This window comes from Pilimelia anulata, from assembly GCF_014647895.1.
Taxonomy (GTDB): domain Bacteria; phylum Actinomycetota; class Actinomycetes; order Mycobacteriales; family Micromonosporaceae; genus Pilimelia; species Pilimelia anulata.
Genome location: NZ_BMQB01000001.1, coordinates 264,786 through 282,903 on the forward strand (window position 1 = coordinate 264,786; position 18,118 = coordinate 282,903).

The 18,118-nt window shown below is 75.6% G+C and carries 15 protein-coding genes, 2 tRNA genes and 1 pseudogene; 13 read left to right on the forward strand and 5 right to left on the reverse strand.

The window, feature by feature from the left end:
• Positions 1-73: 73 nt before the first annotated feature.
• The 9 genes from dnaG to IEY94_RS01205 all read left to right on the forward strand — a co-directional run bounded on the left by dnaG (position 74) and on the right by IEY94_RS01205 (position 10,489).
• The gene (dnaG, locus tag IEY94_RS01165) at positions 74-1,939 is read left to right on the forward strand and encodes a DNA primase (protein WP_189168115.1); all 1,866 of its coding nucleotides are present in this window, start codon (positions 74-76) and stop codon (positions 1,937-1,939) included.
• Positions 1,939-2,460, forward strand: a complete 522-nt coding sequence (locus IEY94_RS01170; RefSeq protein ID WP_189168116.1) for a hypothetical protein — start codon at positions 1,939-1,941, stop codon at positions 2,458-2,460. Before dnaG ends, IEY94_RS01170 begins: the two co-directional genes overlap by 1 nt.
• A 143-nt stretch (positions 2,461-2,603) precedes the next feature.
• Entirely contained in the window at positions 2,604-3,536 is a 933-nt protein-coding gene (locus IEY94_RS01175) for an ABC transporter ATP-binding protein (RefSeq protein WP_189168760.1), read from the forward strand.
• A complete protein-coding gene (locus tag IEY94_RS01180; RefSeq protein WP_189168117.1) occupies positions 3,536-4,291 on the forward strand; it encodes an ABC transporter permease in 756 nt (251 codons plus the stop codon). The genes IEY94_RS01175 and IEY94_RS01180 overlap by 1 nt, the downstream gene beginning before the upstream one ends.
• Positions 4,292-4,304: 13 nt before the next feature.
• Complete coding sequence (locus IEY94_RS01185) at positions 4,305-5,093, forward strand: ABC transporter permease (RefSeq protein WP_189168118.1); 789 nt, start codon at positions 4,305-4,307, stop codon at positions 5,091-5,093.
• A gap of 123 nt (positions 5,094-5,216) precedes the next feature.
• Positions 5,217-5,924, forward strand: a complete 708-nt coding sequence (locus IEY94_RS01190; protein ID WP_189168119.1) for an RNA polymerase sigma factor — start codon at positions 5,217-5,219, stop codon at positions 5,922-5,924.
• Positions 5,921-6,388: a hypothetical protein gene (locus IEY94_RS01195; RefSeq protein WP_189168120.1), complete on the forward strand. Its 468-nt coding sequence runs from the start codon at positions 5,921-5,923 to the stop codon at positions 6,386-6,388. The genes IEY94_RS01190 and IEY94_RS01195 overlap by 4 nt, the downstream gene beginning before the upstream one ends.
• A gap of 9 nt (positions 6,389-6,397) precedes the next feature.
• Positions 6,398-7,966 carry a S8 family serine peptidase gene (locus IEY94_RS01200; RefSeq protein WP_189168121.1) on the forward strand — a complete coding sequence of 523 codons (1,569 nt, stop codon included), beginning with the start codon at positions 6,398-6,400 and terminating at the stop codon, positions 7,964-7,966.
• A 3-nt stretch (positions 7,967-7,969) separates the two neighbouring features.
• Entirely contained in the window at positions 7,970-10,489 is a 2,520-nt protein-coding gene (locus IEY94_RS01205; protein ID WP_189168122.1) for a CHAT domain-containing protein, read from the forward strand.
• A 312-nt stretch (positions 10,490-10,801) separates the two neighbouring features.
• Here IEY94_RS01205 and IEY94_RS01210 read toward each other — a convergent pair whose 3' ends face one another.
• The gene (locus IEY94_RS01210; RefSeq protein ID WP_189168123.1) at positions 10,802-11,104 is read right to left on the reverse strand and encodes a YtxH domain-containing protein; all 303 of its coding nucleotides are present in this window, start codon (positions 11,102-11,104) and stop codon (positions 10,802-10,804) included.
• A gap of 224 nt (positions 11,105-11,328) precedes the next feature.
• Between IEY94_RS01210 and IEY94_RS01215 the strand changes: the two genes are divergently transcribed.
• Both IEY94_RS01215 and IEY94_RS01220 read left to right on the forward strand, forming a co-directional pair.
• Positions 11,329-11,401, forward strand: a tRNA-Asn gene (locus tag IEY94_RS01215).
• A gap of 320 nt (positions 11,402-11,721) precedes the next feature.
• Positions 11,722-11,798: transfer RNA gene (locus IEY94_RS01220), tRNA-Ile, on the forward strand.
• Between the two features lie 413 nt (positions 11,799-12,211).
• On the opposite strand, the pseudogene IEY94_RS01225 reads toward IEY94_RS01220, so the two are convergent.
• The 4 genes and pseudogenes from IEY94_RS01225 to IEY94_RS01240 all read right to left on the reverse strand — a co-directional run.
• Positions 12,212-12,403 (reverse strand): annotated as a pseudogene (locus tag IEY94_RS01225) (S8 family serine peptidase); the annotation flags it as partial.
• 21 nt (positions 12,404-12,424) lie between these two features.
• Positions 12,425-13,273 carry a S8 family serine peptidase gene (locus IEY94_RS01230; protein ID WP_189168125.1) on the reverse strand — a complete coding sequence of 283 codons (849 nt, stop codon included), beginning with the start codon at positions 13,271-13,273 and terminating at the stop codon, positions 12,425-12,427.
• A 244-nt stretch (positions 13,274-13,517) separates the two neighbouring features.
• A complete protein-coding gene (locus IEY94_RS01235; RefSeq protein WP_189168126.1) occupies positions 13,518-13,799 on the reverse strand; it encodes a hypothetical protein in 282 nt (93 codons plus the stop codon).
• A gap of 47 nt (positions 13,800-13,846) precedes the next feature.
• Entirely contained in the window at positions 13,847-15,070 is a 1,224-nt protein-coding gene (locus IEY94_RS01240) for a trypsin-like serine peptidase (protein WP_189168127.1), read from the reverse strand.
• Positions 15,071-15,499: 429 nt separating this feature from the next.
• On the opposite strand from IEY94_RS01240, the gene IEY94_RS01245 reads away from it, so the two are divergent.
• Both IEY94_RS01245 and IEY94_RS01250 read left to right on the forward strand, forming a co-directional pair.
• A complete protein-coding gene (locus IEY94_RS01245) occupies positions 15,500-16,069 on the forward strand; it encodes a GNAT family N-acetyltransferase (protein ID WP_189168128.1) in 570 nt (189 codons plus the stop codon).
• A 642-nt stretch (positions 16,070-16,711) separates the two neighbouring features.
• On the forward strand, positions 16,712-18,094 hold the full coding sequence (locus IEY94_RS01250; RefSeq protein ID WP_189168129.1) for a DUF11 domain-containing protein: 1,383 nt from the start codon (positions 16,712-16,714) through the stop codon (positions 18,092-18,094).
• Positions 18,095-18,118: the final 24 nt, after the last annotated feature.

An 18,118-nucleotide genomic window follows, 5' to 3' on the forward strand; every position in this document is an offset into this window, starting at 1 on the left:
GGCCCGGCCCCGCCGTCGCCGCGGCCGGGGCATCGCGGCAGGATGGGGGCGGTACGACCGGGAGGGGGTCTGGGTGGCCGGGCGGATTCGGGACGAGGACATCGCGCTGGTCCGCGAGCGGACCTCGATCGTCGACGTCATCTCCGAGCAGGTGACGCTGAAGAACGCCGGGGGCGGCAACCTCAAGGGGCTGTGCCCGTTCCACGACGAGAAGACGCCGTCGTTCACCGTCGCACCCGCCCGGAACGTGTACTTCTGTCACGGCTGCGGCCAGGGCGGCGACGCGATCAAGTTCGTGATGGACGTCGAGCACCTCCCCTTCGCCGAGGCGGTCGAGCGGCTCGCCGGCCGGGCCGGCATCCAGCTCCGGGTGGTCGAGGGCGGCGCCGCGCCGATCCGGCAGGGGCAGGGCCAGCGGCAGCGGCTGGTCGCCGCGCACGCCGCCGCCGCCGAGTTCTACGCCGAGCGGCTGGCCGCGCCGGGCGCGCGGATCGCGCGCGAGTTCCTGGCCCAGCGCGGGTTCGGCCGCGACGACGCCGTCACGTACGGCTGCGGGTTCGCCCCGGACGCCTGGGACGCGCTGACCGGCCACCTGCGCGGGCGCGGCTTCACCGCCCGCGAGCTGGTCGCCGCCGGGCTGGCCAAGGAGGCCCGGTCCGGGTCGCTGATCGACCGGTTCCGGCGCCGGCTGCTGTGGCCGATCCGCGAGCTGAACGGCGACATCGTCGGCTTCGGCGCGCGCAAGCTGTTCGAGGACGACAACGGGCCGAAGTACCTGAACACCCCCGAGTCGCCGATCTACAAGAAGTCGACGGTCCTGTACGGCGTCGAGCACGCCAAGCGGGAGATCGCCAAGCGCGGCCAGGTCGTTGTCGTCGAGGGGTACACCGACGTGATGGCCTGCCACCTGGCCGGCGTGCCGACGGCGGTGGCCACCTGCGGCACCGCGTTCGGCTCCGAGCACATCAGCGTCCTGCGCCGGCTGCTGATGGACACCGACGGCGTGGCCGGCGAGATCATCTACACCTTCGACGGGGACGCGGCCGGGCAGAAGGCGGCGCTGCGGGCGTTCGACTCCGACCAGCGGTTCGTCGGGCGGACGTTCATCGCCGTCGGCCCGGACGCGATGGACCCGTGCGAGCTGCGGCTGGCCCGCGGCGACCTGGCCGTCCGGGACCTGGTGGCCAGCCGGGAGCCGCTGGTCGACTTCGCGCTGCGCCGGGTGCTGCACCGGTTCGACCTGGACACCGTCGACGGCCGGGTCGAGGCGATGCGCCGGGCGGCGCCGCTGGTCGCCGCACTCAAGGACCGGGAGAAGCGCCCCGAGTACGTCCGCAAGCTCGCCGGCGACCTGGGCATGGAGCTGGAGCCGGTCCAGCGGGCGGTGGCCGCGGCGGCGGCGCGGGCGGGCGCGGCCCCGGTACCGGCGCAGTCCGCCGCCCCCGCGGCCGAGGTCGACGGCCCGGACGCCCTGGTCGAGCGCGAGGCGCTGAAACTCGCCCTCCAGGTCCCGGTACTGGCCGGGCCGATGTTCGACGCGGTCGGCCCGGACAACTACCGGCACCCGCTGCTGCGCCCGGTCCGCGAGGCCATCGCCGCCGCCGGCGGCGCGGTCGGCCCGGCGGCGGCGACCGGCGGCGCGGTCTGGTGCGACGCGGTCCGCGAGCACTGCGCCGACCTCGGCGGCCACGCGCTGATCGCGGAGCTGACCGTCGAGCCGCTGCGGGTCGACGGCGAGGTGGAGCCGGGATACGTGGCGATCACGCTCGCCCGGGTGCAGTGGGGCGCGGTGTCCCGCCGGATCGCCGACCTGAAGTCCCGGGTGCAGCGGATCAACCCGGTGAGCAGCAAGGACGAGTACCTGACGCTGGCCGGCGAGCTGTTCTCGCTGGAGCAGCAGGCGCGGGCGCTGCGCGAGCAGGCCGTCGGGGGGTGGTGATGGGGCTGTTCCGCAAGCGGCTGCCGGCCGACCGCCGCCCGGCGCTGGACCGCGACGAGCGGGTGCTGGCCTGGTCGCCGGTCGACCCCGCCGGCACGCTGGTCGTCACCAACCGCGGCCTGCACCTGCCCGGCCGGGCCGACCGGCTCGCCTGGGACGCGATCCTCAGGGCGACGTGGGACGAGGCCGTGCTGACCGTCGTCCCGGCGGAGCCGGTGGCCGAGCGCGAGGGGTACACGGTGGTCGCCGACGGCGCGCCGCTGGCGTACCGGCTCGGGGCGCCGGGGGAGGTGCCGCACCGGGTCCGCACCCGGGTGACCGGGTCGGTGGGGTACACGACCCACGAGGCGCTGACGGTCGGCGGCGGGGTGCGGGTGGCGGGGCGCCGGCGCAGCGGCGCGGACGGGCTGACCTGGACGGTCCGGTACGACCCGGGTACGGCGGGCGATGCCCCGGAGGTGGTCGAGGCGACGGACGTCCTGGTCGCGGCCGCCCGCGCCGCCACCGCCCCGCCCGACTAGCGGCCCGCCCCCGGCGGCGCGGCCGCCCGCCGCGCGCGGTCCGGCGTGCGCCGGCCGGGTCGCCCGGCTCTGTCCGGGCCGGCCCCGGCCCGCGCGGAAATCGGTCGCTGTCGGGGCGGCGGCCGGCTAGCGTCGCCCGCGTGGTGGACGCGCTGATTCATGCCCGCGGGCTGGTCAAGCGGTTCGGCGACCGGACCGCCGTCGCCGGCATCGACGTCGACGTCGCCCCCGGCGAGGCGTTCGGCTTCCTCGGCCCCAACGGCGCCGGCAAGAGCTCCACCATGCGGATGATCGGCGCCACCTCCCCGCCGACCGCCGGCACCCTGCGCGTCCTCGGCCGCGACCCGGTCGCCGACGGCCCGGCGATCCGCGCCCGGCTCGGCGTCTGCCCGCAGCAGGACAACCTGGACCAGGAGCTGACCCCGCGGGAGAACCTCACCACGTACGCCCGGTACTTCGGCATCCGCCGGGCCGAGGCCCGCCGGCGGGCCGACCGGCTGCTGGACTTCGTGCAGCTCGCCGACCGGGCCGACGAGCGGGTGGAGCCGCTGTCCGGCGGGATGAAGCGCCGCCTGGTGATCGCCCGGGCGCTGGTCAACGACCCGGCGCTGGTCCTGCTCGACGAGCCCACCACCGGCCTCGACCCGCAGGCCCGGCACCTGGTCTGGGAGCGGCTGGTCCGGCTCAAGCAGCGCGGCGTGACGCTCGTGCTGACCACGCACTACATGGACGAGGCCGAGCAGCTCTGCGACCGGCTGGTGGTGCTGGACGCCGGCCGGATCGTCGCCGCCGGCTCGCCGCGCGCGCTGGTCGCCGCGCACGCCACCCGCGAGGTGGTCGAGCTGCACTTCGGCGCCGCCGGCCGGGGCGAGCTGGCGGCGCTGGCCGCGCGCCTGGCCGGGGTGGGGGAGCGGCGCGAGGTGCTGCCGGACCGGATCCTGCTGTACGCCGCGGACGGCGACGCCGCGGTCGCCGCGGTGGCCGGCCGGGGGCTCGCGCCGACCGCGACGCTGGTCCGGCGGGCGTCGCTGGAGGACGTGTTCCTGCACCTCACCGGCCGGACGCTGGTCGACTGATGGGCGGCACGGCGGCGGTCGTCGCGTACCACGCGGTGTGCTTCCGCCGGCTGTGGCGGTCCACGGTGACGATGTCGTTCGTCGTGCCGGTGCTGTTCGTCGTGGGCTTCGGATTCGGGGTCGGCGCGCTGGTCCCGGCGGTCGACGGGGTGCCGTACCGCGCGTACGTCGTGCCCGGCCTGCTCGCCGCGGCGGCCATGCAGGCGGCGGTGGGCGAGTCGTCCTGGCCGGTGCTGGACGCCTTCCGGTGGAACCGGTCCCACCACGCGCAGGCCGCGACGGCGCTCGCGCCGGGGCAGCTCGTCGCCGGCCGGCTGGTCTGGATCGCGCTGCGGATGCTGCTGGGCGCCGGGTTCTTCCTGCTGGTGGCGTACGCCGCCGGGGTGCCCCGGGCCGGTACCGCGCCGCTGGCGCTGCCCGTCGCCGTCCTGCTCGGGCTGGCCGTCGGCGCGCCGGTGATGGCCGCCGCCGCGGCGGCGACCGGGGACGCGCACCTGCACGCGCTGTACCGGCTCGGGGTGCTGCCGATGACGCTGTTCGCCGGCGTGTACTTCCCGGTCGACCGGTTGCCGGCGGCGGTGCAGTGGCTGGCGTACGCCTCGCCGCTGTGGCACGCCGTGGACCTGTGCCGGGCGGCGCTGCTCGGCGTACCCGCGTCCCGGTCGGCGGCCGGGCAGGTCGGGTACCTCGCGCTGTGGGCGGCGGCCGGCACGGCGGTGGCCGTCCGGGCGTACCGGCGGCGGCTGGTCGAGTGAGGACGGTGCGCCCGTGCTGACGCTGCGCCCGACCGCCGGCCGGGTGGCCGCGGTGCTGTCCCGGAACCTGGTGCTGGTCCGGCGGAACCGGGCGCTGATGCTGCTGTCCGGTGTGCTGGAGCCGGTGTTCTACCTGCTGTCGATCGGCGTCGGGGTGGGCTCCCTGGTGGGCGACCTGCCGCTGGCCGACGGCCGCCGCGTGCCGTACGCGGCGTACGTCGCGCCGGCCATGCTCGCCGCCGCGGCGATGAACGGGGCGATCACCGAGACGCTGTACGTCTTCTTCGGCCGGCTGCGCTACGCCCGGCTGTACGAGGCGATTCTCGCCACCCCGGTCCGGCCGGTGGAGATCGCGCTCGGCGAGCTGGGCTGGGCGCTGGTGCGCGGGACGGTGTACAGCGCCCTGTTCCTCGCCCTGATGGTCGGCCTGGACCTGGCGAGCTGGCCGCGGGCGCTGGCGGCGCTGCCGGTGACGCTGCTGGTCGGCGTGGTGTTCGGGGCGGCCGGGATGCTGGTGGCGACGCTGCTGCGGAGCTGGCAGGACTTCGACCTGACGATCACCGCGCAGTACGTCCTGCTGCTGTTCTCGGCCACCTTCATCCCGCCGGAGCGGCTGCCGGGCGCGGCCCGCTGGCTGGTCGAGCTGAGCCCGCTGGCCCACGCGGTCGCGCTGCTGCGCGGCCTGCTCGTCGGCGGGGCCGGCGCGGGCCGGCTGGCGCTGTCGGCCGCCCTGCTGGCGGCCCTGGCCGCCGCCTGCTTCGCCGTGGCCGCCCGGCGGCTGGCCCGCCGCCTCCACCGCTGACCCGGCGGCGCGGAACCTCCCGCGGGCGTATCAGCGGGCGGGCCGGGGTCTCCTCCCAGTACCGGCACGTAATGCCTGAAACGGGCATACGCTGACAATGAGCCGGCGCGCAAGGGAGGAACCATGGCCCCGACCACCTCGCCGCGGCCCGCCGCGCCACCCGGCCCCACCGGCGCCGACCCCGCCGCTCCCGGCCCCGGCCCCGCCGCTCCCGGTTCCGCGGCCGCGGCCGGCCGCCCGCCGGGTCCCGCCACCGGTACGGCGCCCGCCTGGGAGCTGGCCGCCCGAGACTTCGCCGACTGGCGGGCCGGGGACGCCGCCGCGCTGCGCCGGCTCGTCGAGGCCATGACCCCCGTCCTGTGGCACACCGCCCGCTCGTACGGCCTCGGCCGCGATGCCGCCGAGGACGTCGTCCAGGCCACCTGGCTGGCGCTGGTCCGCGGCGCCGACAGCTTGCGCGACCCGCGCGCGGTCTGGCGCTGGGTGACCGTCACCGCCCGCCGCGAGGCGTGGCGGACCGCCCGGCAGGACCGGCGCGAGCGGGCCACCGACGACAGCGCCGCCCTGGACGCCGCCGCGCCCGCGGCCGGCGGCCCGGAGCAGGTCGTCCTCGCCGACGCCGGGGCGTCGGCGCTGTGGCGGCAGGTCGCCCGGCTCACCGACCGGTGCCGGCGGCTGCTGCGGGTGATCGCGTTCGACGACCGCCCCGACTACGCCAGCATCTCCGCCGAGCTGGGCATGCCCGTCGGCAGCATCGGACCCACCCGCGGCCGCTGCCTGGACCGGCTGCGCGCCCTGCTGGCCGACGATCCGGAGTGGAGCCCGTCATGAGCGACGACGCCGCCCTGCTGGGCGACCTGCGCCGGATGTGGACCGACGCCGACCCGGCGCCGGCCGACCTGGCCGAGCGGGTCCTGTTCACCCTCGCGCTGGAGGACGTGGAGGCCGAGCTGGCGCAGCTCCGCCAGCAGTCGGCGCTGGCCGGCACCCGGGCCGCCGCGACCGAGACCGCCGCGTCGATCACCTTCCACGCCTCGCAGGTGACCGTCCTGCTCGGCGTCCGCGACGCGGGCGCGGCCGCCGACGGCACGCCGCTGCGCCGGCTCGACGGCTGGCTCGCCCCGGCCGCGCCGCTGGCGGTCGAGGTGCGGGCCGGCAGCGCCGTACTGCACACCACGGCCGACGCGGACGGGCGGTTCGCGTTCGACGCCGTACCGGCCGGCCTCGTCCAGCTCCGGCTCGCGCCGGGCGGCCCGCTGACGCGCGCCGTCGTCACACCCGCGGTACAGCTCTAGGGGGCAGCCATGACCGACCCGATCGACCCGCACCCGGCCGCCCGGACCCGTGCCCCCGGCGACGTCGACCCGCCGCTGCCGCCGCCGGCCGTGCTGGCCCAGTACGGCGCCCGCGCCCTCGACGGCGCCACCGCCGCGCTGCTCGACGGGCAGCGGGTCCGGCCGACCGCGTACCGGGCGGACTGGCTGCTCGCCCGCGCCGACCGGCTCCAACGGGTCCTGCCGTCGCTGACCGCCGCCGCCAAGGACCTCGGCCTGGTCATCCGGGAGGAGCCGCGGACCGCCGGCGGGACCTCGCTCGGCGTCCGGCTGAAGATCCACCCGGCGCCCGGCCGGGCCGCGGTGGTCGACGCCTGGGAGGTGCTCCAGCGCGCCCGGGCCGCCAGCGGCACGCCGCTGCCCGGCGTCGGGCTGGACCACCTCATGTTCTCCACCAGCTCGTTCTTCGGCGCGCCGTACTACTCGGCGGCCCCCTACTACTCGGCCGCGCCGTACTACTCCGCCGCGCCGTTCGACGGCGGGGCCATCGCCCAGTACGCCCAGCCCGGCTACGGCGGCACCCAGCCCGTCGCGGTGGTGCTGCCGCCGCCGGCCCGGACGAAGGTGCCGATCCGGCCGGTCGTCGCCACCCTGGACACCGGCTGCGGCGCGCACACCTGGCTGCGCGACGGCGTGCTCACCGACCTCGACCTGACCGACCCGGAGACGGACGGGGCGGCCCGGATCGGGTACGCCGAGCCCGACCCCGAGCGCACCGGCGACCTGATCGGCCCGCTGGACGGCAACCGGGACCCGCTCGCCGGGCACGGCACGTTCATCGCCGGGCTGATCCGCCAGGTCTGCGCCGACGCGGACATCCTCGCCGTCCGGGTGATCCACTCCGACGGCGTGATCCCGGAGTCGTCGCTGATCACCGCGCTGGAGCAGCTCGCCGAGCTGGCCCGGCGGCACGCCGCCGGCGAGCCCGGCGGCCACCGGATCGACGTGGTGTCGCTGTCGCTCGGGTACTACCACGAGTCCGCCGACGACACCGCCACCGACAGCGCCCTGCTGGCGATCATCGACCGGTTCGGCCGGCTCGGCATCCCGGTGGTCTGCGCGGCCGGCAACGACGCCACCGTCCGGCCGCTGTACCCGGCGGCGTTCGGCAAGGGGGCCCTCGGCCCGGACCGGCCCGCGGCCGTACCGGTGGTCAGCGTCGGCGCGCTCAACCCGGACGACAGCGTCGCCCTGTTCAGCAACAGCGGCGACTGGGTGCTCCGCTGGGAGCCCGGCGCCGCGCTGGTCAGCACCATGCCCGGCTTCACCAACGGCCGGAACCCCACGGCGACCACGAAGGACCCCACCGGCCGCGAGCGCCGCTCGCTGGACCTGGACAACTTCACCGGCGCCGCCGACGCCGTCGGCGGGTTCGCGGTCGGCAGCGGCACCTCGTACGCGACCCCGGTCTTCGCCGCCCGGATCGCCCGCGAGCTGCTCGCCCAGTCCCGCCGCCCCACCGGCATCCCGCTGGACGCCACCGGCGAGCAGGCCGTCGAACGGGGCTGGCGGGCGCTGGCCGCGCTGCTCAAGGTCTGAGCCGTGTCCGGGGAGGCGGCGGAGCTGCACGCGCAGGCGGTACGGGCCACCGAGCGCGGCCGGCACGACCGCGCCTGGCGGCTGCTCAAGGCCGCCCTGCGCACCCGCCCGGCGCCGGCCTGCCGGGCCCGGATCCTGGTCAGCCTCGCCTTCCACGAGGCCGAGCGGAGCAGCCTCGCCGCCGGCCTGGCCCTGCTGGACGAGGCCGAGACCAGCGGCGGCCTGCCGGACCGGGTCCGCGGCGTCATCGCCATGCAGCGCGGCCTGCTGCACCTGCGCGCCGGCGCCACCGGGGCCGCGCTGGCCGGCTTCGACGCGGCGGTCGAGCTGCTGGACGAGAGCGACCCGGAGGACTACTGCCGGACCCTGCTCAACCGCGGCATGCTCCGCCTCGCGCCGGGCACCCTCGCCGCCGCCCGGACCGACTTCGACCGCTGCGTCGCCATCGCCGACCCGCACGGCCTCACCCTGCTCGCCGCCAAGGCCCGGCACAACCTCGGGTACCTCGCCCTGCTCGCCGGCGACCTCCCGCGCGCCCTGCGCGAGATGGACGCCGTCGCCCCGGTACTCGCGGACCGGTCGCCGATGGTGTCGGCCGTGTACCACCTCGACCGGGCCCGGGTCCTGCTCACCGCCGGCCTGCTCCGCGAGGCCGACGAGGACCTGCACCGCGCCGCCGACCTGTTCGCCGCCGCGCACAGCCCCCGCGACGTCGCCGAGGCCGAGCTGGAACGCGGCCGCCTCGCCGGGCGCCGCGGCCGCTGGGCCGAGGCCCGGGCGCACGCCGCCACCGCGCGCCGGCTGTTCGCCGAGCGCGGCGCCGAGCCGTACGCCCTGGTCGCGGACGCGGTCCTGCTCGCCACCGACGTCGGCGCCGGGCGCGGGCTGGCCGCCGTACGGGTGGCGGGGGCCGCCCTGGCCGCCCGGCTGCGGGCGCACGGCCTCCCCGACGAGGCCCGGCGCACCGCGCTCACCGCCGCGGCCGCCGCCCTGGCCCGCCGCGACGGCCGCGCCGGCCCGGCCGCCGAGCGGGCCGTGCTCGCCCGCCGGCTCGCCGGCGACGGCCTGCGGCTGCGCCGCGACGACCCGATCGGCACCCGGATGCAGGCCCGCGCCCTGCGCGCCGACCTCGCCGACGCCGAGCGCGAGCCCCGCCGGGCGCTCGCCGAGCTGCGCGCCGCCGTCGCCGACCTGCAGGAGTACCAGGCGTCGTTCGGCAGCCTCGACCTGCAGACCGCCGCCGCCGTGCACGTCGAGCACCTCGCCGCCCGCGGCCTGCGCCGCGCGCTCGACCAGGGCGCCCCCGCCGCGATCCTGGCCTGGACCGAGCGGGCCCGGGCGCTGTCCGCCCGGCTGGCGCCCGTCCGGGCCCCCGCCGACCCGGCCGCCGCCGAGATGCTCGCCGAACTGCGCCACGCCACCACCGCGCTGCGCGCCGGCGCGCTCGCCGGCAAGCCGGACCCGGTCCTGCGCACCCGCTGCCTCGCCCTGCAACGCCAGATCCGGCAGCGCGCCTGGTACCGCCCCGGCCCCCGGCAGGTCACCGCCCCCGCCCCGCTGCGCGAGATCGCCACCGCCCTCGGCCCCGGCGCCCTGCTCGCGCACCTGCTGGTGGACGACCACCTGTACGCCCTGGTCATCACCGCCCGTCGCCGCGTGCTGCGCCCGCTCGGCCCCGCCGCGGCCGTCCACGAGCTGCACCGGCGCTGGCGCGCCGACCTCGACGCCCTGGCCACCGACGCCCTGCCCGCCGCGCTGCGGGCCAGCGTCGCCGCGGCCGCGGCGGCCGCGGCGACCCGCCTGGACGACGTGCTCACCCGCCCGCTCGCCCCGCTGCTCGGCGACGGCCCGGTTCTGCTCGCCCCGCCGGCCCGGCTCGCCGCCCTGCCGTGGACCCTGCTGCCCACCCTGCGCGGCCGCCCGCTCACCGTCGTGGGCTCGCCGACGGCCTGGCTGTCCGCCCGCACCGCCGCCGCCCTCCCCGCCGACCCGGCCGTCGCGCTCGCCGCGGGGCCGGGCGTGGCCCGGGCGGACGCGGAGATCAAGCTGGTCGGCGAGGTCTGGCCGCACGCCCGCACGCTCACCGGCCCCGCCGCCACCGCGACGGCCGTCCGGGACGCCGCGGGCGCCGCCGACCTGGTCCACGTGGCGGCGCACGGTACGCACGAGCCGGACAACCCGCTCTTCTCCCACCTGCACCTGGCCGACGGCCCGCTGCCCGGCCACGAGTGCGACGGCTGGGCCCGCCCGCCGCGGCACGTGGTCCTGTCGGCGTGCGAGCTGGGCCTGTCGGACAGCCGGCCGGGCGACGAGACGCTCGGCCTGACGGCCGCGCTGCTGCACGCGGGCGCGGGCAGCGTGGTGGCGGGGGTGGCCCGGCTCAACGACGAGACGGCGTACGAGGTGGGGCCGGCGCACCACGCGGCGCTGCGCCGCGGGCTGAGCCCGGCGGCGGCGCTGGCGGAGGCGCTGTCGCGCACACCCGGCCCGGCGCCGCTGGTCTGCTTCGGCGCCGGCTGGTGATCCCCGCTTCGGGGCGGTGCGGGCGCCGTCGGCGGTGCGGCGCCGTCGGTGGTGGCGCGGGTGTCGTCCTTCGCGGTCGGTGCTGGCGCCGCGCTTCGCGGGTGCCGGCTTTCTCGGGCGGTACGGCCGCCGCCCTGCGGGGGTGTCGTGGGCGCCGTCGTTCGTGGGTGGCGCCGGTGCTGTCCTGCTCGGGTGTCGCGGGCGCCAGCGGGTGGACAGCGCGAAGCGGGCGCGCGTGTCCGCAGCGCCCGCCTCGGGCAGTCCCGGTGAATCCCGGGCCGACCCGACGGGCCGGCCCGGGATGTCGGTCGACTAGGGGAGCCGGTCGGCGCCCGACCGCGAGCCCGCGCCCGCCGGGGTCAGCGGCTCGGCGCTGCCGTGCCGCAGCTTCTCGCCCAGCTTCGTGTTGCTCAGCGTGTGGCTGACCGCGTCCTTGCCCTCGTCGTACAGCTTGCCGACCTGCGCCTGGACGACGCCGGCCGCCTCCTGCACGGTGGGGTGATCCCACAGCTTGCGGGCGGTCAGCGCGATCTGCTCGTACCGCTCCCGGCCCGCGCGCGCCCCGATGACGTACCCGGCGGCGGCCCCGAGGGCGAACCACAATTTCCCGCGCATCCCGCGCTCCTCTCAGTACGTGGCCGGTCGCAACACCCGTACGGCGGGGGGTCCGCCGGAGGCGACTCGGTGTCGTTCGTGGTCGTGGCATACCCATCCTCCCCCTTGGGTATGCCCGGGCCCAGAGGGAAACTCGGCGAACCACCCCGTCGCCCGCGGCGGCTCGGTCTGCTGTAAGGTGATCCCCGGAACGCCTGCCTTGTGGTGCGCGCGTCCCGACACATTCCCCCATAGCTCAATTGGCAGAGCAGCCGGCTGTTAACCGGCAGGTTTTTGGTTCGAGTCCAAATGGGGGAGCAGCCGAGCCGGCCACCGCGATATCGCGGTGGCCGGCCTTCGTTTGTGCCCGGCGGGGGCGCGGTATGGCGGGGATGGTCGGTGCTCGTGTGGCGGTCGCCGGTCGGGCGCGGATGCACGGTCCGGCCGCGGGATGGGCGTTGCCCGGTGGGCATGATCGGTTGGTCCCGGTCGGCCGCGGCGCGGCGGCCGACCGTTCCGATGAGCGGCGGCCGGTATCCGGGTCGGGCCGGTGGGGCGAATGGGTCATCGGGTGTGAATGTCCCGCCCATCCCGCGTGGTGGAGCCGCACGCCGGATATCCGGTAATCTCGGCACGCCGGGGCGGTAGCTCAGCCGGTCAGAGCAGGGGACTCATAATCCTTGGGTCGCGGGTTCGAGCCCCGCCCGCCCCACCATCGGGCGCCAGAGCAGGAAAGCGTAGCGGCACTTCCGCTACCACCCCGGCTCAGGAGAACCGAGCAATGCCTATTCGAGCGAAGTACCACCACCGAGCCGACCGGCGTGATCCCGGGGGCGTCCCTGCTCGCCCGCGGTCGCTCCGCCGACACCGTCGAGTCCTACCTCGACGCCGGCGAGATGGTCGCCGGCTGGCTCCGGCGCCACCATCCTCACTTTCACGACACGACGAAGCACCCCCGCCCGGGCGAACCGGAGCGGGGGCGCTGTCGTTGCACGTGAACACGTGCAGAGTTCCGCTGAGGATCCTCGCCGGCGTGCTGGCGCCGACTCCCGCGGTACGTGGTCAGCTCGACGCCAGCACGGTGGCGAGCGCCGGTGGCCGGGCCCCGGTCGAACCCCGGCCGGCCGATCACAGCGCGGCGATGGCCTTCTTCAGGTCCGGCATCGGGCCGATGTTGCCGTCGGTCGGGTCGACCTGCGGCTGACCCGTCCGAACCAGCAGCTCCCGAACCTGCTGCGGGGACAGTTGTCGGCCGCGCTCCTCGGCGACGCTCGACACCAGGGCCACCGCACCGGCCACGATCGGCTTCGCCGCCGACGTGCCGCCGAAGTAGCCGTCGCTCTACTTCGTGTCCGGCGTGTTCCCGATCGTGCCTTCGGAGTCGGGGGTGACGATGCATTCCGACCAGCCCTGCAGGTTCACCCGAGCGCCATGGGACGAGAACTCCCTGCGCTTGCGCGTCGCGCGCGTGCACTGGTCGCTCACCGAGCTGCCACCCACGACCACGTGCACGCCGCGCGCGGTCGCCGCCTTGATCGCATCGTTGGGCCGCCTTGTCCCACTCGATCGGGAGGCTGACCGAGCCGTCGTTGCCGCAGGGCTTGTCGGCGAACACCACCGGGAAACGCCGATGACGTGACCCGCCTGAGGCGACTGGGCAGCCACTTGGACGGCGTTGGCGATGCTGTCCCCGTTCTCCTTCGATGCCCGGTGGGTCACCCTCAGCTTCGCGTCGCTGGCCAGGCCGGTGGTGCCGAAGCTATTGGCGTCCGAGGCCAGGATGCCGGCAATGGCGGTTCCGTGATCTCCCGCCGCCGGCCAGACAGGCGTGCCGTTGGGCACCAGCACACCGGGTACGCGAAGCTTGGACAGATCCTCGTGACTCCAACGGAACGGGCCGTCGACGACGTGAACCGCGACGTTGCGGCCGGTCCCGCCGGGGACCGTGCGGGCGTGGTCCGCGTCCACCCCGCCGCCGGCCCGGCGGAAGCCCTGCCCGGGCTCCAGATCCGGCGTCGCGCTGACCCGGCGGATCGGCGGCACCGCGCCCGCGCCGTCGGCCGGCCCGACCGCGCCGGGCTGGTAGGCGGCCTCGACTCCGGGCAGGCTGCCGAGTTCCCGCAGGAGGACGGCCGGGTCGGTCCCGGCGGCCGGACGGACGGTGTACCAGCTATTGAGGTTCGGCTGCATCCGACCAGCGCGCGGGATTCGGCGTACCGGGCCCGGCGGTTGGTCCCCCGATGGTCAGTACTGAGCCGAGACCGGCCGGACCGACCAGACGGTGGACGGATCCCGCATTCGCCGCCGCCGATGTGTCGGATAGCCGACGACCGGGGACCGGCTCGGCAGCGTCACCAGCGTCACCAGCGTCACCAGCGGCGTCAGCCCGGACAGCCGTTCCCGGTACCCATCGGCCGGTGCCACCAACGGCGCATCACCACACCGGTGTCACGACACCACCGGGCCGTGCGACCGTACCGCCCGACGCCGGTGGATCAGCCGATCGAGGTCGCCGCCGGCCGGCGGCGTCCAGGGCGACGGAGAAGCTCAGCCAGGGCAGCTTGGTACCCGCCATCGGGTGCGCCTCCACGTCGTCGATCCGGATCCCCGTCGAGGCGACGAGGTGCTGGACCCCCTCGCCGCCGGCGGTGTGGTCGTCCGGCACCCCCGAGAGGCAGCTCTCGATGCTCTCGTCGCCGGTCGCGCGCGTTGGCACGAAGCGGGGCCGGCGCTCCGGCGCCGGCCCCGCGAAATCGTCGGTCGTCAGCCGTTGTTGTCGATCATGGACTGGATCTCCGGGAAGATCTTGTCCATCCGGTTCGAGCCGTTGTTGTTCGGGCACGAACCCGTGTTGTGCAGCGAGAGCACCTTGTGGCTCGACGTGGCCAGCACCGGCGAGCCCGAGTTGCCGCCGGAGGTGTCGCAGTTGTACCGCATCCGGTTGCCGCTCGTCCCGAACACCGTGCAGTTCTTCGTCTCGCCCGGCTCCTCGACGATGCTCAGCCGCTTCACCTTGGCGTCACCGTGGCCGGGAATGTAGATCTGCTCGCCGTCGCGCGGCGCCCGCGGGTCCAGGAACAGCGTGCCGAACGACGAGATCGCGTCGAACTTGTCCACCGAGAACAGCGTGTAGTCCAGCGACCCGTTCGTCTTGAACATCTCCGTGCCGGCGACCTTCGTCACCGCGCCCGGGTCGTTGCCGCCGCAGGTCTTGCACTCGTACGCGAACTGCACCTCCGTCGACTTCGCCGTGCTCGCGTTGCCGATGCAGTGGTTGTTCGTCAGCATCCGGTTGGTCTTGCCGACCCGCCAGCCGGTACAGGCGCCGGAGCCGTTCATGATGAGCTTGGCGACGGCCTTGCTGCGGGCGTACTCGGTGGGGTGGCTCTGCGCGTAGCAGACGACGTCGCGGCGGGCGTCCTTGCCGCAGACCGCGCGCTGCTGCCGGTCGGCCAGCCGCTCGGCGTCGCTGAGGCCGCGCCACACCCGGTCGACCCGGACGCCGTACCCGGCGCGGTCCAGGGTGGCCGCGGCGGTCCGCGAACTCTTCTCGATGGTCAGGACCGCCGTGTCGCCCTCCACCGACATCGCGGCGAAGCCGCGGGTCCGGTGGAGGGTCGCGCTGGCGTCGCTCGCGGGCGCGGTCGCCCGGCTCGGGTCGACGGAGTACGCGTACCGCTCGGTACCCGCCGGGTCGCTGACGACCAGCCGGTCGCCCGGGGCGAGCCGCAGCGTGTTGATGTGCACCTTGACCGAGCTGGCGCCCGGGTGGCTGAGCACGGTCCGCCCGGCGGTGTACCGCAGGGTGGTGTCGGTCGCCTCCTCGACCGCGGTCCGCTCGCCGCCGGTCTCGGTGACGGTGGCGGTGCCGGGGTCGAGCGGGGTGGCGGCGAGGTCGGCGCCCCGGGACTCGGCGTGGGCGGCGGTGGCGACCAGGGGGATGGCCAGGGCGGTGGCCAGAACGGCCTTCCGGACGACATGGCGCATGGGGATGAGCCTCTCCTGTGGGGTGGGGGAAAGTGGCGATAACCCTGCCATGCATATCCACAATTGTCGATAGTTTGTTGAACGTTTACTCGACCTGTACATCTTCACTCGCGCACCGACGCACACACCTCGCCGCCGGCCGCGACCCCGGCTCCGCCCGAGTACCCGCCGATGCGGCCCTGAGCTGCGCAAACGCCAAGTCGACCCGAGTGTTCGGATCGGCCCGCCGGAGCCCGTCGCCGTCGCACAGCGGATCGACGGACGCCATCCCGGCAAACCATTCCGGCAGTCCGGATCGACGCCGGCGGCGCCTGAATTGAATCCCCCGGAATGGCTTTCGGTACCCGGCGAATGGGTGCCGTGCCCGGCACGGCGGCGCCGACACCGCCGCCGTGCCGCCCGGTCGGCGCGGGTGGCTAGGCTGGGGCGATGACCGCGCGCGCCGCCGACCCCGACCCCGTCCGCATCCGCCCGGCCGGGCCGGCCGACGCCGCGGCGCTGCACCGGCTCGCCGCGCTGACCTTCCCGCTCGCCTGCCCGCCCCGCTGCGCCCCCGCCGCGATCGCCGCGTTCGTGGTCGCGCACCTCGGGGTCGACAGCTTCGCCCGGTACCTCGCCGACCCGGCCCGCGACCTCCTGCTCGCCGAGGCCGGCGGCGCCCCGGCCGGGTACACGATGCTCGTCCACGGCGAGCCGGCCGACCCGGACGTGGTCGCCGCGCTGACCGCCCGCCCGACCACCGAGCTGAGCAAGTGCTACGTACACCCCGACCACATCGGCGGCGGGGTGGCCGCGGCGCTGGTCGGGGAGAGCCTCGCGGCGGCGCGGCGGCGCGGGTCCGCGGCGGTCTGGCTGGGGGTGAACCGGGAGAACGCGCGGGCGAACCGGTTCTACGACAAGTGCGGCTTCGCCGTCGTGGGGCACAAGCGGTTCCGCGTCGGCGACGAGATCGAGGACGATTTCGTCCGCGAGTTGGTACTCCCGCCCGGCACTCCATAACGGACCCGAAACACTGCGCTGAGCCGCCGCGGCATTCGCGCCCGGACGTCCGGATCGGGGCGGCGATCCGGCCGGGACCTGTGTGAAACATTAGCTGCCGCGAACCCGCCGTGACCGCCACGTCACGAAGATTCCGCGCCGGCCGCGGCGATTCCCCGGCCGGCGACCCGGAATGGGCCGGTCCCGCCGGAAGAATTGCGACCGGACCGCATCGGCGCGGCGCATTTCCACCATGGCGGTAGTGCGGATTGTTGCCCTACGGAATCGTCGGTCGATATCGTCGGCACGTCCCCGGGGCCGCCGCCGGCCCACCCCGGCGCCACGCGCCGCGCGGTGGCGGCGCCGTCCGCGGCGCGCGTCTCATCAGCCCTCCCCGGCGCGCCGCCCGCCGGCGGTGTGGGGTCGGCGTGCACCGGCCCCACACCGCTCCCGGCGGGGTCGGCGCCGCGGCGGGAAGCGGCGCCGACGGTCGAACGGCCCGATTTTCGGAGTGGGGCCCGGATGATGTCCCCTTTACTCCTGATTGATTGCTGTGTGTCACTGCGCAGTGAGCAACGACATCGAGAGCAATCACTCCCGGACGCGCGCGCGTGCCGCTAGCCTGCCCCTGTTCGTAATCTTGTCCGCGAGAGAGGACCCCTCATGCGCATGCATCCCGTTGGGCACGCGCTGGTCGCGCTGGGCCTGGTCGGAGCCGTCGCTGCTCCGGTCTCGGCGGCGCCGGCACCCGCCGGCGCGGCAGCGTCGATCTACCTCTACGACGTCACGGTCGCCCAGGGCGGTTCCGCGAAGTACGAAGAGCTGTACGTGAACACCCAGGGCGAGCCGGTGGAGCTGGCCCAGGCGACCGTGACCTACGACTACAGCAAGGCCGCCGGCGTCCTCAGCGTGACCGGCACCGCCGACCCGGACGACGAGGACTCGTGGGAGTCCTGCACGACCGGTACCGGCAAGCTGACCTGCCGCCTGCCGGCCGGCTGGGAGCTGGACGGGGAGGACGACGACGCGCTGCCCGAGGTCGCCATCAAGGCCGCCGCGAACGCCAAGGTCGGGGCCACCGGGGACATCAACGTCACCCTGACCGACAAGTCCGTGGGTACCGCGAACGTCACCTCGCGGGTCCGGGTCGGCGAGAACGTCGACCTGGCCGCCGGCGCGGCCACGACCGTCAGCGCGGCGCTGAACAGCGGCTTCGACCGGACGATCAGCGTCAAGAACAACGGCCGCAAGGCCGTCAACGGCGTCATCGCCGTCTTCGACGCCAGCAACAACCTGGTCGACGACGAGACCGACTACTCCAACTGCAACTACGACGAGGACGGGTACCTGCTGTTCTGCCGGTTCGACACCGTGCTCGCCGTCGGCAAGTCGTACAGCGCCAAGGTCCCGATGTGGGTCGCCGAGGGTGCGACCGCGCCGGGCCAGCAGGCCAGCGAGGTCACCTGGATGACCACCGCCGAGGCCGAGGACGCCATCGACGAGGACGACCAGGGCGAGCCCGGCGAGAGCGACGCCCTGGCGCTGGCGCAGGCCCGCGCGCCGCTGGCCCGCGAGGGGGAGCAGGCCGACGGCAACGGGGACAACAACTCGTCCACGGTCACCGTCAACGTCACCGGCAAGAACGGCTCCGACGTCGCGGTCACCGGCAGCACCACGACCGCGAAGGTCGGCGCCGAGGTCGAGCTGAAGATCGGGTACGTCAACAACGGCCCGGCCGACCTGGAGACGCTCAACGAGGAGCTGGCGCTGACCGCGGTCGACGTCGTGCTGCCGCAGGGCGTCACGCTGATCTCGGAGCCGGTCGGCTGCGAGGAGGGCGAGGCCGACAACACCTGGCGCTGCTACGCGGACTCGACGCTGCTGGCCAACGGCGAGGGCGAGGAGTGCTCGTTCCACGTCAAGGTCAACCGGATCGTCGCCAACGGCGCCGGCCGGGTCACCCTGGTCACCAACGACGAGTTCGTGACCCACAAGTCCGACCTGAACGCGCAGAACAACACCGCGCAGCTCATCGTCAAGGGCTGACGTACCGCCGCACCACCGGGGCCG